The organism is Rhodococcus sp. ARC_M5, assembly GCF_022810405.1.
GTDB classification, from domain to species: Bacteria; Actinomycetota; Actinomycetes; order Mycobacteriales; family Mycobacteriaceae; genus Rhodococcoides; species Rhodococcoides navarretei.
In genome coordinates this window covers 21,600-36,135 of sequence record NZ_JALGQE010000014.1, presented here as the reverse complement: position 1 = coordinate 36,135, position 14,536 = coordinate 21,600, and the positions used below count along the sequence as shown (strand labels likewise).

Below are 14,536 nucleotides of genomic sequence, written 5' to 3'. Positions count from 1 at the left end.
GTCCTCGTGGAGGCCCGACCCCCACTCGTTGTGGGCTTCCAGCCACTGCTCGCGCAGGTCGACCGTCGGGGTGGCCAGTGTCGAGTGAACCGTCACAGATACCCGCCTTCGCTTTGCATCGGTGACCGCTCAGGGGCGCAGGTTCAGTCCCGTGGTGGTCGAGAAGTAGTGCACCGTCTCCGCGCGCGGCGCGATTCGAAGGACGTCACCCTGCGACGGAGCCGTGATGTCCGGGATGCGAGCAATGATTTGCGCCCCCACGGTTCCGAGATTCGACGCGTCCTCGACGGTCCGTCCGTAGATGTAGGCGTCCGCACCGAGTTCCTCGACGACGTCGACGACGATGTCGGTACCGGAATCCGAGAGCGTCCACGCTTCCGGTCGGACGCCCATCGTGACCCGGCTGCCGTCGATCCGGTCCGCGATGGTGCGCTCGATGGGCACCGACAGCGATCCGAGCTTCGCAGCGCCGGCGACGACGTCCACGTCGAACAGGTTCATGGCCGGTGATCCGATGAACCCGGCGACGAAGGCGTTGACCGGCCGCTCGTAGAGCTCCTTGGGGCTCGCACACTGTTGCAGCACACCGGCTTTCATGATCGCCACGCGATCACCCATCGTCATCGCCTCGACCTGGTCGTGGGTGACGTACACGGTGGTGGTGCCGAGCCTGCGCTGCAGCAGCGAGATCTGGGTGCGCGTCTGCACGCGGAGTTTGGCGTCGAGGTTGGACAGCGGCTCGTCCATGAGGAACACCTGCGGGTTCCGCACGATCGCGCGACCCATCGCCACACGTTGACGCTGACCACCGGAGAGCGCCTTGGGTTTACGGCCCAGGTAGTCGGTGAGATCGAGGATCTTCGCGGCCTCGTCGACGCGTCGACCCACCTCGGCCTTGTCCATCCCGGCGATCTGCAGCGCGAAGCCCATGTTCTTGGCGACGGTCATGTGCGGGTACAGCGCGTAGTTCTGGAACACCATGGCGATGTCGCGTTCCTTGGGGGCCAGTGAGGTGACGTCGCGGTCGCCGATCTTGATGGCACCGTAGTCGACGTCCTCGAGACCGGCGAGCATCCGCAGGGAGGTGGACTTTCCGCAACCGGAGGGCCCGACGAGCACCAGGAACTCGCCGTCCTCGATGGCGAGGTCCAACGACTCGACTGCTGCGACATCCGATCCCGGGTAGAGCTTGGTGGCTCCTTCGTACGTGACCTGTGCCATGGGAATGCTCCTTTGTATGGGTTAGAAGAATCGATGAGCGGAGCCGGCGGGCTCGGCGGTGAGAAACGTGGGTGGTGGCAGTTCGTATCGTGCTGCGCTGGAGACAATCTCGTCTGCCACGGCCTGGACCAGATTCGAGGGAACCAGGGCGATGGCGGAGCCGCCGAAACCACCGCCGGTCATCCGAGCTCCGTATGCGCCTGCGCGCCGCGCCGCGTCGACGGCGCTGTCGAGCTCGGGTGAACTGACCTCGTAGTCGTCTCGCAAGGACACGTGCGACGCCGTCATCAGCGCACCGAGCTCAGCTCCTGCGGCACCGCGGTCGAGAAGCGCTGCCGCCTGCTCCACTCGGCCGATCTCACTGACGACGTGGCGAACTCGGGAGATCAGGGTGTCGTCGACGAGGCCCGAGACGGCCGTGTCGAGATCCAACCCGCGCAGTGTCGTGACACCCAATTCGGCATACGCGATGTCGAGCGCCTCCCGACGCGCGCCGTACTGACCGTCGACCAGGCGGTGCGGCGCATTGGTGTCTATCACCAGCAGCCGCGAGCCGGACCCGGCCAGATCAAGAGGAATCTGACGCGTCGAACCGTCGAGACAGTCCAGCAGAAGTGCGTGTCCCGCTTCGGCCGACATCGCGATGTTCTGATCCATGCCGCCCGTCGACGCGCCTGCGATCTCGTTCTCGGCGCGAATACTGGCCTCGATCAGCAGCTTTCGGTCGAGCCGAAGATCGAACAGGTCGTCGAGCGCGAGGGCGAACGAGCATTCGAGGGCGGCCGAGCTCGACAGCCCCGAACCCACCGGCACCGAGGAATGCACGGCCACGTCGACTCCGCCGACGCCGTGCTCCTGAAGTGCCCAGGACACCCCGGCCACGTAGGCAGCCCAGCCCGACGGATTCCCCGGGCCGATCTCGCCGAGCTCACCGGTCCACGTCTTGTTCGTGTGCGTCGATACGGTTCGCATTGTCGTGTCCTCGCGGCGGCGCACGGCCACCGCAGTGGCGTACGGCAGCGCGAACGGCAACACCAGCCCGCCTGCGTAATCGATGTGCTCACCGATGAGATTCACGCGACCCGGGGCGATCCAGACGCCGTCGGGATCACCGCCGAATGCGTTGCGGAACAGCGCGGCCGCACCGTCGGCGAGATCCTCCTCGGCGATCACATCGAGCCAGTTCACGCCAGTACCTCACGCAGCCGGTCTGCGATCCGCTCGGGAGTGGTGTCGTTGATCCAGGCTCCCATCGCAGATTCCGAACCGGCGAGGAACTTCATCCGGCCGGGTGAGCGCATCATCGAGAACAGTTGCAGGTGCAGACGTCCCAGTTCACGATCGGCTCCGACGGGCGCCTGATGCCAGGCAGCGATGTACGGCACCTCGTCGACGCCCTCGAAGAACGCATCGACCGCGCGCAACAGATCCCGGTAGACACCGGCCAGTTCGTCCCGCTCGGGACCGCTCAACTCGGCGAGATCTGCGACGTCGCGACGCGGCGCGAGGTGCACCTCTACAGGCCAGCGCGATGCTGCAGGCACGTACGCGACCCAGTGTGCGGCGTCGACGACCACGCGTCGACCCGATCGCAGCTCGGCCGCGAGCACATCGGCCAACAACACACGGCCCGTTCGCTCGACGTGCTTGCGGGACTGTCGAATCAGCGCATCGGTACGCGGCGGGAGGTAGGGGTAGGCGTAGATCTGACCGTGCGGGTGGGTCAGGGTGACGCCGATTTCCTTGCCGCGGTTCTCGAAGCAGAAGACCTGCTGAACTCCGGGGATGGCGGACAGGGCGGTAGTGCGGTCGGCCCAGACATCGATGATGGTGCGGACCCGGGAGAGTTCCAGCGATACGAAGGACGCATCGGGGTCACTGGCGAAGCAGATCACCTCGCATCGCCCGGTTCCCGGTGCCAGCGGCCACAGCGACTCACCGTCGACCTCGCTCGGAAGTGATTGCTGCGCTGCGGTTTCGGACAGAGACGGAAAACGGTTCTCGAACACCACCACGTCGTAATCGGCTGCCGGAATCTCGGTGGCCGGGCGGTCCGGGCGGCTCGGTGCCAGCGGCGACGCGTCGGCAGGCGGCAGGAACGTGCGATCCATCCGCTGTGCGGCGATGACGATCCATTCACCGGTGAGGACATCGAATCGCATCTGCGACTCCGACATCGACGGAGACAGGGCTCGTGTGTCGACCAGATCGCGAGTGGCGTCGCCGGAAACATAGGGCTCGGTGTCGTCGTAGTAGATCAGCTCACGACCGTCGGCCAGCGTGGTCGACGTCTTGCGCATCGAGTGCGTGGTGGCGTCATGCGCGGTCATCGAGTACTCGTTCCTCGTTCGTGTCGGGGGATTGCTCTCCGGCGATCACCACGTCGTCGACCGTCTCGGACAACGCGTCGTGGACGCCGGGGTCGAGTCCGGCATCGGTGACGAACACGTCGACGCGTGAGAGCGGGATGGTGTTGGCGAGCGCGCGGACACCCCACTTGGTGTGGTCGGCGAGCACGATGACGCGTCGAGACGACGCGACAAGTGCCTGATTGGTCTGTGCTTCCATCAGATTGGGGCAGGTCAGTCCGGATTCGATGTCGACACCGTGTGTTCCGAGGAACAGCATGTCCAAGTGGATACTCTGCAGTGCACTGACCGTGAGCGGTCCGACGAGCGCGTAGGACGGCGTCCGCTGCCCGCCGGTGAGCAACACGGTCTGATCCGTCCGGCCACCGGTGTGGAAGACCTCCGCAACCGGCAGTGAGTTCGTCACGACGGTGATGTCCGGAACATCGAGTAGTTCCTGTGCCAGGGCGTGCGTCGTAGTGCCGCCGGAAATCCCGATGGATGTCCCCGGCCGAACGAAACGCGCTGCGGCACGGGCGATGGCAGCCTTGGCATCTCGATCGAGCTCGGACTTTGCCGAGAACCCTGGCTCGAACACGCTGGCCGACCGCGGCAACGTCACGCCGCCGTGCACCCGCTCGACCAGACCACGAGCGACGAGCTCGTTGACGTCGCGTCGAATGGTCATGTCCGACACCGACAGTGCGGCTCCCAGATCTGCGACCTTGACAGCGCCCTGGGCCGTCACCTGGTCCAGGATCTTCTGCTGACGCTGGTGGGCAAGCATCAGCGTGCTTCGGCAATCACGGCGCTCGCACCGGCAGCCAGGATGAGTTCGCCGTCGATCTGCGCGCCGCTGACCAGATCGGTACCCGAGGCAGGCACGCTGACCTTGTCGGTTCCGTGGTTGAGGACGAACAGCCAGGACTGCTCCCCTGCCGATCGTCGCACGATCTCCACATCGGATCCGAGATCGCGTCGGGTGTCGATTTCGGCTGCAGCGCAGAGCTTGTCGGCCAGCGTGGCCCAGCCCGCTGCGTCGGGAACGGTGGCCGCGTACCAGGCGGCGCCGTTGCCGACGGTGCGCTTGGTCAGTGCGGGGACGCCCCGCAGATGTCCCTCGGTGTGCCGCGCCAGCACATCGACGTCCTCCGACGCGGTGAGATATTCGCTCCAGATCTCGCCGACGGTCTCGTCGTCGAGGGCCAGGGCCTCTCCGTCGGCGAGCGGGAAGAACTCTTCGACGCGCACGCCGAGCAGCTCGCGGAATGCGCCCGGGTAGCCGCCGAGTCGCACATGGTCGTCCTCGTCGGCGATTCCCGAGAATGCGGTGACGAGTACCTGCGCGCCGCCATCGGCCGCGTCGGCTATCCGCGCGGCAGTCTCGTCGCTGCACAGATACAGGGCCGGTACGACGACGATCTCGTAGCCACTCAGATCCGTCGACGACGGAACGACGTCGCAGGTCACGCCTGCGGAGGTGAATGCGTGATGTGCGCGTCGAGCAATCTCCATGGGCTGCATGGCCATCGACGGATGACCCTCCTGCTCGCACGCCCATTGCGAGGCCCAGTCGAAGAGCACGGCCACGCGAGCATCGACGGTGCTTCCTGCCACCGGAGCCATGCGACGCAGAGCCGCGCCGAGCTCGACGACCTCACGCCAGCGGGCGGAGTCCTCGCCTGCGTGCGGTACCAGTGCGGAATGGAACTTCTCCGCCCCTGCCTTGGACGCACGGAACTGGAAGTAGGCGATGCCGTCCGCTCCACGGGCCATGTGTGCCAGCGAGTTTCGCATCATCTCGCCGGGGACCTTGGCGCGGTTGATGTGCTGCCAGTTGACGGCGCTGGTGGAATGCTCCATCAACAACCAGGGTCGACGGCCGGCAACGCCTCGAGTGAGATCCGCCGAGAACGAGAGCTTGTGATGCGCTGCGCCGTCGCCGGTCTCGGGGCCGACGAGGTAGTGGTCGGTGGAGACGATGTCCTGTTCCGGGGCCCAGGAGGCGTAGTCCATGTTGCCGGCGAGCGCGGGGCCCTGGCCCATGCCCACCATGAAATTCGTGGTGACCGGCACGTCCGGGGTGATCCGGTTCAGCACGGCCTTCTCGGCGCGGTACTGCTCGAGCAGTGCGTCGGAGCAGAAACGCCGCCAGTCGAGTTGGTGCGTCGGGTTGCCGAACGTGGTGCTCACCGACGGCGGAACGATCTCGTCCCAGTCGCTGTAGCGCTGGCTCCAGAAGTCGGTGCCCCAGGCGGTATTGAGGGTCTCGAGGTCGATGTACCTGGCGCTGAGCCACTCTCGGAACGCGTGCGCGCTGTCGTCGGAATAGCACAGGGCGTTGTGGCAGCCGAGTTCGTTGGAGACGTGCCACATCGCCAGCGCGGGGTGCTCGCCGTAGCGGTGCGCCATCTTCTCGACCAGCGCGAGTGAATGTTCGCGGTAGACAGCAGAACTGGGGCTCCACGTCTGGCGGCTGCCGATCGCGTACCGGTAGCCGCGATCGTCGACCGGGCGCATCTGCGGGTACGCAGTGGCCAACCACGGCGGGGGCGACGCGGTCGCCGTGGCCAGGTCGACGCGAATGTCGCCCTCGTGCATCAGATCCATGACGCGGTCGAGCCATTCGAAGTCCCACGTCGACGCGGTCGGCTGCAGGCGCGCCCAGGAGAAGACACCGACGGTCACGAAGTCGACGCCTGCCTCGTGCATCAGCTCGACGTCGCGCCGCCAGACGTCCTCGGGCCACTGCTCGGGGTTGTAGTCGCCGCCGAAGGAGATTCCCTGGGTCGGCCAGGTGCTGCGTCGCGCTGTGTCCATGCTCACAATATGAACGAGGCGTTCTCAGATGTCAACATGAATGAACATTTTCTTACTGACGCAGGTGAGCGGGCTATCGAAGGCTTGACAGACGCCCAGCCGTCGTGTTTCTGTAACCTGCATCACCCCGAATGGTCGAATGGACACCTCAGAACGCACAGCTGCGATGTTCACTTCTGATCGTTATCGATACTTTTCGTCGAAGGACTTCCATGAACCCACACGAGTGGCCGCGTACGTGGCAGCCGTCCCGACGCGATTTCCTGCGGTCCGCACTCGTCGCTGCGGGTGCGATCACCGCAGGTGGCGCGCTGTCGGCATGCTCGAACAGCGTCGACCCGAACGTCACCACGCTCGGGTCACGCCTGTCCGACCCCAACTCCAAGCTGGGTGTCGAGGACTTCGTCGCGATGTACCGACAGCAGACCGGGCGCGAGTTGGCCGTCAACACCGTCGACTCGACGTCCTTCCAGGAGAACGTCAACAACTACCTCCAGGGCACCCCCGACGACGTCATCACCTGGATGGGTGGGTACCGGGTGAAGTACTTCGCCGAGAAGGGTCTGGTGGAGGACCTGTCGCCGATCTGGGCCAACCACGGCGGCGGCTTCAACGAGAGCTTCCGCGACAACTCGACCGGTATGGACGGCAAGCAGTACCTGATCCCGTTCTTCTACTACCCGTGGGCGGTGTTCTACCGGCCGAGCCTGTGGGCCGAGCGAGGGTACGAGCCCCCGGCGACCTACGACCAGTGGGTGGCGCTGAGCAAGCAGATGCAGGCCGACGGCCTCACCCCACTCGGCTTCGGTGCCCGCGACGGGTGGCCGCCGTTCGGAACGTTCGACTATCTGAACCTGCGACTCAACGGCGTCGAGTTCCACCGAACCCTGCTTGCCGGTGACGTGAGCTGGACGGACAATCGCGTGCGCTCCGTGTTCGACACCTGGCGTGAACTGTTGCCGTTCCACCAGCCACAGCCACTGGGCCGCAAGATCGCCGATGCGCAGATGGCACTGCTGAACAAGAGCGTCGGCTCGCTGGTCGCCGGCATGTTCGTCGCGCAGAGCTTCCCCGCCGGTGCCGAACGCGACGATCTGGACTTCTTCACCTTCCCCGAACTCGACTCCGCCGTCGGAACATCCACGGTCGAGGCACCGATGGACGGGTTCATGATGCGCACCGACCCACGCAACCGCCCGGGGGCCGAGGACTTCCTCACCTACATGACCGGACCCGACCCTGCCGTCGCCTACGCGAAGCAGGATCCGCAGGCCATTCCCGCTCACCGAGATGCCGACCTGTCGAGTTTCCCTGCGCTGGTTCGCAAATCGGCGGACCTCGTGCAGAACGCGGAGGAGATCACCCAGTTCTTCGACCGCGATACCCGTCCCGATTTCGCATCCATCGTCATGATCCCGGCCCTGCAGCAGTTCATCGGCAACCCCAACGATGTCGACGGCCTGGTCCGCAGTATCGAACGCCAGAAGTCGGCGGTGTTCGGAACGACATGAGCCGCAACGACGTCACTTTCCCATCCCGCCGACCTCGAGATCAGGTACAGCCATGACCACCACCGAACGGGTTGCGTCCCCTAAGGTCCGGCGCAGTGTCCGCGAGAAGTGGACCATCGCTCTCATGCTCGGGCTTCCCGCGCTGATCGTCATCGGCCTCGTCTGGATTCCGACGATCTTCACGGTGATCCTGTCCTTCGCCCGTTGGGACGGCATCGGCGGCACGTCGAGCATCGAGTGGATCGGCACTCAGAACTACGTCGACGCGGTGCAGGCCTACCCCCCGTTCCAGCAGGCTCTGCACAACAACGTGCTCTGGCTCGTGTTCCTGTTCCTGGTTCCCACCGTCATCGGCATCCTGCTGGCGATCCTGCTGGACAAGAACCTCAAGGGATCTCGGCTCTACCAGAGCATCTTCTACATTCCCGTGGTGCTGTCTATGGCCCTCATCGGCTTCATCTGGCAGCTCATATACTCCACCGAAGGCGGCGTCCTCAACAGCCTGCTGGGCACCGACGTCGACTGGCTCGGAGACCCGGACATCAACATCTGGGCCGTGATGGTCGCGGCCGGGTGGCGTCATACCGGCTACATCATGCTGTTGTACTTGGCCGGCCTCAAGGCCATCGATCCGTCCGTCCGCGAAGCTGCGGTGATGGACGGCGCGGGGCCGATCCGCACGTTCTTCAGCGTCATCTTCCCGCTGATGAAGAACACCAATCTGCTCATCGTCGTCATCACCGTCATCGAGGCACTGCGCGCCTTCGACCTGGTCTGGGTGATCAACAGGGGCAGAAACGGATTGGAACTGATATCGGCGTTGGTCACGGCCAACGTCGTCGGTGAAGCAGGCCGCATCGGCTTCGGCTCGGCCCTCGCGACCGTCATGCTTCTCATCTCTCTCGTCTTCATCGCCCTGTACCTCGCCATCGTTCTTCGGAGCAAAGACTGATGACCACTTCACTCACCCGCACAGCGCCTCCCGAGCGTGATCCGCTGACCCGCAACCGCGCCGCCGTCGCCAACCGTCGGCGCGCAGGCACCGCCCAGATCGCGATGTACGTGCTGCTGACCGTCATGGCGATCGTCTGGCTCTTTCCGCTCGTGTGGGCGGTGTACAACTCGTTCCGCGATTACGACTACGTACTGCTCAACGGCTATCTCTCCGTGGGTGGTTACACGCTGAGCAACTACATCGATTCGTGGCAGATCGGCGGGATCCCGCACTACTTCTTCAACTCGCTGATCATCACCGTGCCGTCGGTGTTGCTCATCCTGTTCTTCGGCTCGATGGCGGCGTTCATCCTGGCGCGCTTCAGCTGGAAGTTCAACATCTTCATGCTCGCGGTGTTCATCGCCGGTAACCTGCTGCCCCAGCAGACACTGCTCACGCCACTGTTCCGTCTGTACAACGCAATTCCCGTTCCGTACTGGATGAGCTCGTCCGGTTCGCTGTACGACAGCTACTGGGGCCTGATCATCGTGCACGTCGCATTCCAGACCGGATTCTGCGTGTTCGTGCTGAGCAACTACATGAAAACCGTTCCGCACGAACTGCTCGAGGCCGCCACCGTCGACGGAGCAAGCCTCTTCCGCCAGTATTGGCAGGTGGTGATGCCGCTGTGCCGGCCTGCCCTCGCCGCCCTTGCCACGCTGATGGTGACGTGGATCTACAACGACTTCTTCTGGGCACTGGCTCTGATGGTCAGCGGAGACAAGCTCCCGGTGACGACGGCGCTGCAGAACCTGCAGGGTAGCTTCTTCACCGACACCAACTTGCTCGCCGCCGGATCTGTCATGGTGGCTCTGCCGACAGTGTTGGTATTCGTTGCGCTGCAACGCCATTTCGTGTCCGGTCTGACGATGGGTGCCAACAAGTGAGTTTTTCCGTCCTTCGCCGTGACGGTGTCATGGTGATCCTCGGACCGTCGTCCACCGCCGTTCCGGCCGTGTTGCACTGGGGTTCCGATCTGGGCGAGCTGTCCGAGAACGACCTCACCGAGCTGCGCAAGGCCGCGATCCCCGCTGTCCCGCATTCGAGCGTGGACGTGCCACGGTGGCTCACCCTCGCACCCGGCGGCGACGACGCCTGGCAGGGAACACCGGCTCAGGCATTGCACCGCTCCGGCACCGTGCAGTACCCACGCTGGGCGGACGTGCGGATTGCCGCTACCGAATTCGGTTGTGTTGTGGACGCGTCGGATGACGAGTTGGGAATCTCGTGGTCGATCGAGTTGTCCCTCGAGGTCGGTGGATCACTGCGAGTTCGGCAGAGTGTCCGGAACGACTCCGGCGGACCCTTGACCGTCGACGGCGTCGTGACCCTGATGCCGTTGCCGGACACTGCAACCGAACTTCTCGACCTGACGGGACGGCACTGCCGTGAGCGCACCCCTCAGCGTCGACGGTTCGACCACGGCTCGACCGTGCGCGCGTCGCGTCGCGGAAGAACCGGGCACGACGCCACCCTGGTCCTCACCGCCGGCAGCGAAGGTTTCGGCTTTCGCAGCGGCGAGGTGTGGGGTGCTCACGTCGCGTGGAGCGGCGATCACCTGCATCTGGCCGAGCGTCTGCCCGAACGTGCCGGCCAGGCCTCCGGCGTGCTCGGTGGCGGAGAGCTGCTCGCTCCCGGCGAGGTCGTGCTGCCGAGCGGTGACACCTACACGACGCCGTGGGTGCACTTCGTGTATTCCGCTGCCGGACTCGATGGTTCGGCGCATTCGCTGCACCGATGGATGAGGTCCCGGCCCGCACATCCCACCTCGCCGCGGCCGGTGGTGTTGAACGTGTGGGAAGGCGTCTACTTCGATCACGATCTCGCCCGGCTCCGCAGGATCGCCGACGTCGCCGCGCACGTGGGCGTCGAACGATTCGTGCTCGACGACGGTTGGTTCCGGCACCGACGTGACGACCGGGCCGGACTGGGTGATTGGCAGGTGGACGAGGGAGTCTGGCCCGACGGGCTGGCACCCCTCTTCGATCACGTCCGCGGGCTCGGCATGAGTCCTGGCCTGTGGTTCGAGCCCGAGATGGTCAACCTGGATTCTGATATTGCTCGGGCGCATCCTGATTGGCTCCTCACGGCACCCGGGCGGATTCCACTCGAATGGCGTCACCAGCACGTGCTCGACCTGACTCGCGACGAGGTGTTCGACTACCTGCTCTCGTCGATCGATTCGGTGCTGACGACCGAGCGGCCGGACTACGTGAAGTGGGATCACAACCGAGACCTGATGCTGGCGGTCGATTCCGACGGACGGGCCGCGGTGCATGCTCAGACCTCGGCGTTCTACCGGTTGCTGGACGAGCTTCGGTCCCGACATCCGAACGTCGAGTTCGAATCCTGCGCTTCCGGTGGTGCGCGCATCGACCTCGAGGTCCTCGAACACACCGACCGGGTCTGGGCGTCGGACACCAACGATCCACTCGAACGTCAACGCTTGCAACGGTGGACGACGCAGTTGCTGCCGCCGGAGCTGATCGGCTCGCATGTCGGACCCCAGATAGCGCACACGTCCGGTCGATGGTCGACTCTTCAGTTCCGTTGCTTGACATCCCTTTTCGGTCACGCCGGACTGGAGATGGATGTCACCGAGCTCTCGTCGGAGGACCACGAATACCTGAGGTCGTGGACTGCGCTGTACAAGGAAATGCGCGGGCTACTGCACACCGGCGACGTGGTACGCGCCGACCATCCCGACCCGAGTGTGTGGGTGCACGGTGTCGTCGCAGCGGACTTCTCGGAGGCCGCGTATGCGGTGGTGCGGATGGACACCTCGCCCGAGGACCGCACCGATCGGGTTCGGCTTCCCGGTCTCGATCCCTTCGTCAGGTACCGGGTCGAATTCGTGCACTCCCTGAGCGATCTCGGCAACGGAACCGAACTACCGCCGTGGATCGCCGACGGTGGCGACGTCGAACTGACGGGTTCGATGTTGGCGCGGGCGGGCGTGGCACTACCGGTGCTGTTCCCGCAGACGGGGGTGCTGCTGCGAGTCACTGCACAGTGAGCCGGGTCGGGCCACCGGTCAGTAGTCCTCGTCGCTGTCCGAGGCCGACTGGCCGCGCCCGATCCTCGTCAGGTGCACGCGTCGAGCGAGGCGAATCAGCGGCCGAATGAGCAGTTCGATACTTCCGAGGAGGAACAACCACGTGCCGGCCACAGTGGTGCTCTCGTGGAAGAACAGGATGCTGCCGATGATGAACCACACGGCAACGAGAATGTCGTTGATGATGCTGACGACTTCCCATCGCTGCCGGATCACCAGTTCCTCGTGTCCGATGGTGAAGGTCAGGTCGTTCATAGCGGCTCCTGGGGAAGATGAGTATGTTGAATTCGCCTACCCCAATTCAGCTACTCGAACCACTGGACCTGCGTTGCCATGTTCAGCAACTTCGCCCGACGGGTCTCGTTCGTCTCGCCGATTCGGGCAATTCGCCCGTAGACATGCGCTCGAAAGTCGTTGCGATCCTGGAGATTCTGCTCGACGGGACCGGTGGTGATGCAGTTGTGCAGCAGCGCCCTGAGATCGTCGTATTCCTGTCGGGGTACTGCCGGCCACGAGTTGACGACGAGTCCGGTGAGCTGTTGCCGCTGATGTGCGCGCCTGACCCGGGTCTTGTCGGGGTGAATCGTGAAGCCTTCGTCGTGGGCTATCTGGGAGATCAGCCACAGCAGTCTGTCGACGTCGAGGTCTGCACCACCGGAGAACGCCAGATCGTCGGCGTATCGGCTGTAGCGGGCACCGACGGACCGGGCCAGGCCCGTTGCTCGGATATCGAGTTGTCGCGCAGCCAGATTCGCCAGAGCAGGTGATGTGGGCGCGCCCTGCGGTAGGTGGGTGGTGCGTAGCCTCGCCGCAGTAGGACGGTCCATCCCGATCAATTCGGATGCCGGGGTGACCGTCGTGCACAGTGCCGCGAGTGTGGCTGCGACCGTTCGCGGGTAGCCCACGGCCTCGAAGATCGCGACCACTCGATCGAACCCGATGGACGGGAAGAAGCGTCGAAGATCCACCGAGATCACGACGTCGCGTTCGGAATGCGGCATCGCGAAGGTACGCGGACTACGCGCCTTGCGAAAGCCGTGCGCGGCTGGATGCGCCGGGATTCGATCGAGTATGCGGCGCAGTATCTTTCGTTGAATCTCACGCAGACGCGGTTTCGGCACCTCCAGCAAGCGGACGCCCTGACGCTTGTCGAGTCGCGCAGATCGGTAGTGCTGCAACGGGAACGGTGCGGTGCGCAGCCTGCCCTGCAGATCGGCGAACCATTCGATTTCCGAGATCGTCAGATCCAGCGATCGCGCGAGCTGGCCGGTGGTCTCGTACCGCGGTACCTCGAATCGCCAGGGCTTGTCACTGTTACGAGTCGGTCTCTGTGACGATACCGACGGCTCCGGAATGAACGGAAGGTCGCGCAGCAGAACGAAAATCGACGCCTCGTCGAACGGCGGACTCGGATACAGATTGACGACCCGATCTGCCAACCACGACGCCTTGGCCGGGACGAGTGGCTCGAACGCCTCCTCGAGTCCGGACCGCGTCCATTCGGCATCGGCAGCCAGGCGCGCCAGTGTCGCTGCTGCTCGCGGGGTAAATTCCCGCTCGGTCACGGATGTCTACCGATCGGGTGCAACGCAGTGACATGCAACGGCGCGGGGCGACCGAAATCTTTCGTCCTCGGAGCTGCAAAGCACGCGGAGCGTGCGGACCAGCTTCGGACGCAGTGCTCGATTCTCGTGATGTACCCAGGGGTTACCCCTGAGACCGGTCTCGTGGACCGACTCTCGCCCACGCGCCGCTGCATCCCTCCACCATGCCAAAGGGAGGTAGATCTGTCAGCGGGACCGTCAGGGAAAGATCGATTCGACGGCTCCCATGACAATCGTCGTAGAGCTGCGGCCGCACCTGCTGGTTCACTATCGTCCACCGCGCGCAACTACCCGCCGATCGACGCCGATTCTGAATGCCCAAGTCCGAAGCGAAGGTAGTGGAACCATCAGGAGCTCCGCCGCGTCCAAGACCGTAGACGTTCGCGAGAAATGGGTGAGGCAATGCGCAGGGCACAACGATGGATGCCGGCGATGGCGGTGCTTCTGCTGCTGTCGGGATGCGCGAACACCACCGACGGTGACGCCCTCGCCACAGCGACATCGAGTGCGGCGGCTAGTACGACCGCCTCCACGCCGACGCCCTGGGACCCATGCACCATCCCCGACGAGGCCATCGAGCGTGCAGGATTGAACGTCGACACCAAGGAGTCGGGGGTGTTCGGAAGAGATCAGAACGGATTCAAGATCTGTGGATGGGAGGACCGCCCGCCGAACAACAAGTACTACGTGCGCATCTTTGCCGGGCTCGAAGGCATCGACTACATCGATGACCCAGGCTACTTCGACCGGCTTCAGCCTGTTCAGATCGGCTTTCGCGACGCCACCCAGTATCAGCAAATCGCTGCGGACGCGACTCTGCACTGCGGCGTTGCCTTCTCCGCCGGAGCGGAACTGATAATGGCGACGCTCAACACAGATTCGCTGGTCCGCACCCCGCCGTACAACCCGTGTACCGAACTGAACTCGGTGGTCGCAGCACTCGATTCCGAACTTCCCGCCTAAGAATTGTCGCCCGAAGGATG

The 14,536-nt window shown here is 64.5% G+C and carries 12 protein-coding genes; 5 read left to right on the top strand and 7 right to left on the bottom strand.

Annotation, left to right across the window (positions count from 1 at the left end; genetic code table 11):
- Window positions 1–129: 129 nt before the first annotated feature.
- From MTX34_RS19515 to MTX34_RS19495, 5 genes are read right to left on the bottom strand one after another with little or no spacing between them, the layout of a single operon-like run.
- Window positions 130–1,221 (bottom strand): ABC transporter ATP-binding protein, encoded by a 1,092-nt coding sequence (locus tag MTX34_RS19515; RefSeq protein ID WP_243610502.1) that lies wholly within the window; start codon window positions 1,219–1,221, stop codon window positions 130–132.
- Window positions 1,222–1,242: 21 nt separating this feature from the next.
- Window positions 1,243–2,409: a galactokinase gene (galK, locus tag MTX34_RS19510; RefSeq protein ID WP_243610501.1), complete on the bottom strand. Its 1,167-nt coding sequence runs from the start codon at window positions 2,407–2,409 to the stop codon at window positions 1,243–1,245.
- Entirely contained in the window at window positions 2,406–3,521 is a 1,116-nt protein-coding gene (gene galT, locus MTX34_RS19505; protein ID WP_243610565.1) for a galactose-1-phosphate uridylyltransferase, read from the bottom strand. The genes galK and galT overlap by 4 nt, the downstream gene beginning before the upstream one ends.
- Window positions 3,522–3,537: 16 nt before the next feature.
- On the bottom strand, window positions 3,538–4,356 hold the full coding sequence (locus MTX34_RS19500) for a DeoR/GlpR family DNA-binding transcription regulator (protein ID WP_243595790.1): 819 nt from the start codon (window positions 4,354–4,356) through the stop codon (window positions 3,538–3,540).
- Window positions 4,356–6,389, bottom strand: coding sequence for a beta-galactosidase (locus MTX34_RS19495; protein ID WP_243610500.1), 2,034 nt, complete (start codon window positions 6,387–6,389; stop codon window positions 4,356–4,358). The genes MTX34_RS19500 and MTX34_RS19495 overlap by 1 nt, the downstream gene beginning before the upstream one ends.
- Before the next feature lie 212 nt (window positions 6,390–6,601).
- Here MTX34_RS19495 and MTX34_RS19490 point away from each other — a divergent pair, with 212 nt between their 5' ends.
- From MTX34_RS19490 to MTX34_RS19475, 4 genes are read left to right on the top strand one after another with little or no spacing between them, the layout of a single operon-like run.
- Window positions 6,602–7,900, top strand: a complete 1,299-nt coding sequence (locus MTX34_RS19490) for an ABC transporter substrate-binding protein (RefSeq protein ID WP_243595788.1) — start codon at window positions 6,602–6,604, stop codon at window positions 7,898–7,900.
- Window positions 7,901–7,952: 52 nt separating this feature from the next.
- Complete coding sequence (locus MTX34_RS19485; protein ID WP_243595787.1) at window positions 7,953–8,852, top strand: carbohydrate ABC transporter permease; 900 nt, start codon at window positions 7,953–7,955, stop codon at window positions 8,850–8,852.
- Entirely contained in the window at window positions 8,852–9,781 is a 930-nt protein-coding gene (locus tag MTX34_RS19480; protein ID WP_243595786.1) for a carbohydrate ABC transporter permease, read from the top strand. The genes MTX34_RS19485 and MTX34_RS19480 overlap by 1 nt, the downstream gene beginning before the upstream one ends.
- Window positions 9,778–11,910, top strand: a complete 2,133-nt coding sequence (locus MTX34_RS19475; RefSeq protein ID WP_243610499.1) for an alpha-galactosidase — start codon at window positions 9,778–9,780, stop codon at window positions 11,908–11,910. The genes MTX34_RS19480 and MTX34_RS19475 overlap by 4 nt, the downstream gene beginning before the upstream one ends.
- An 18-nt stretch (window positions 11,911–11,928) precedes the next feature.
- Here MTX34_RS19475 and MTX34_RS19470 read toward each other — a convergent pair whose 3' ends face one another.
- The gene (locus MTX34_RS19470) at window positions 11,929–12,204 is read right to left on the bottom strand and encodes a YrhK family protein (RefSeq protein ID WP_243610498.1); all 276 of its coding nucleotides are present in this window, start codon (window positions 12,202–12,204) and stop codon (window positions 11,929–11,931) included.
- 50 nt (window positions 12,205–12,254) lie between these two features.
- On the bottom strand, window positions 12,255–13,514 hold the full coding sequence (locus tag MTX34_RS19465; RefSeq protein ID WP_243610497.1) for a reverse transcriptase family protein: 1,260 nt from the start codon (window positions 13,512–13,514) through the stop codon (window positions 12,255–12,257).
- A gap of 471 nt (window positions 13,515–13,985) precedes the next feature.
- Between MTX34_RS19465 and MTX34_RS19460 the strand changes: the two genes are divergently transcribed.
- Window positions 13,986–14,516: a DUF3558 family protein gene (locus MTX34_RS19460; protein ID WP_243610496.1), complete on the top strand. Its 531-nt coding sequence runs from the start codon at window positions 13,986–13,988 to the stop codon at window positions 14,514–14,516.
- The last annotated feature ends 20 nt before the right edge of the window (window positions 14,517–14,536 follow it).

Coding starts and splice junctions, on each gene's coding strand:
- MTX34_RS19495 (WP_243610500.1), bottom strand. CDS start 6,389: ATGGACACAGCGCGACGCAGCACCTGGCCGACCCAGGGAATCTCCTTC.
- galT (WP_243610565.1), bottom strand. CDS start 3,521: ATGCGCAAGACGTCGACCACGCTGGCCGACGGTCGTGAGCTGATCTAC.
- MTX34_RS19500 (WP_243595790.1), bottom strand. CDS start 4,356: ATGCTTGCCCACCAGCGTCAGCAGAAGATCCTGGACCAGGTGACGGCC.
- MTX34_RS19480 (WP_243595786.1), top strand. CDS start 8,852: ATGACCACTTCACTCACCCGCACAGCGCCTCCCGAGCGTGATCCGCTG.
- MTX34_RS19490 (WP_243595788.1), top strand. CDS start 6,602: ATGAACCCACACGAGTGGCCGCGTACGTGGCAGCCGTCCCGACGCGAT.
- MTX34_RS19460 (WP_243610496.1), top strand. CDS start 13,986: ATGGCGGTGCTTCTGCTGCTGTCGGGATGCGCGAACACCACCGACGGT.
- MTX34_RS19485 (WP_243595787.1), top strand. CDS start 7,953: ATGACCACCACCGAACGGGTTGCGTCCCCTAAGGTCCGGCGCAGTGTC.
- MTX34_RS19515 (WP_243610502.1), bottom strand. CDS start 1,221: ATGGCACAGGTCACGTACGAAGGAGCCACCAAGCTCTACCCGGGATCG.
- MTX34_RS19470 (WP_243610498.1), bottom strand. CDS start 12,204: ATGAACGACCTGACCTTCACCATCGGACACGAGGAACTGGTGATCCGG.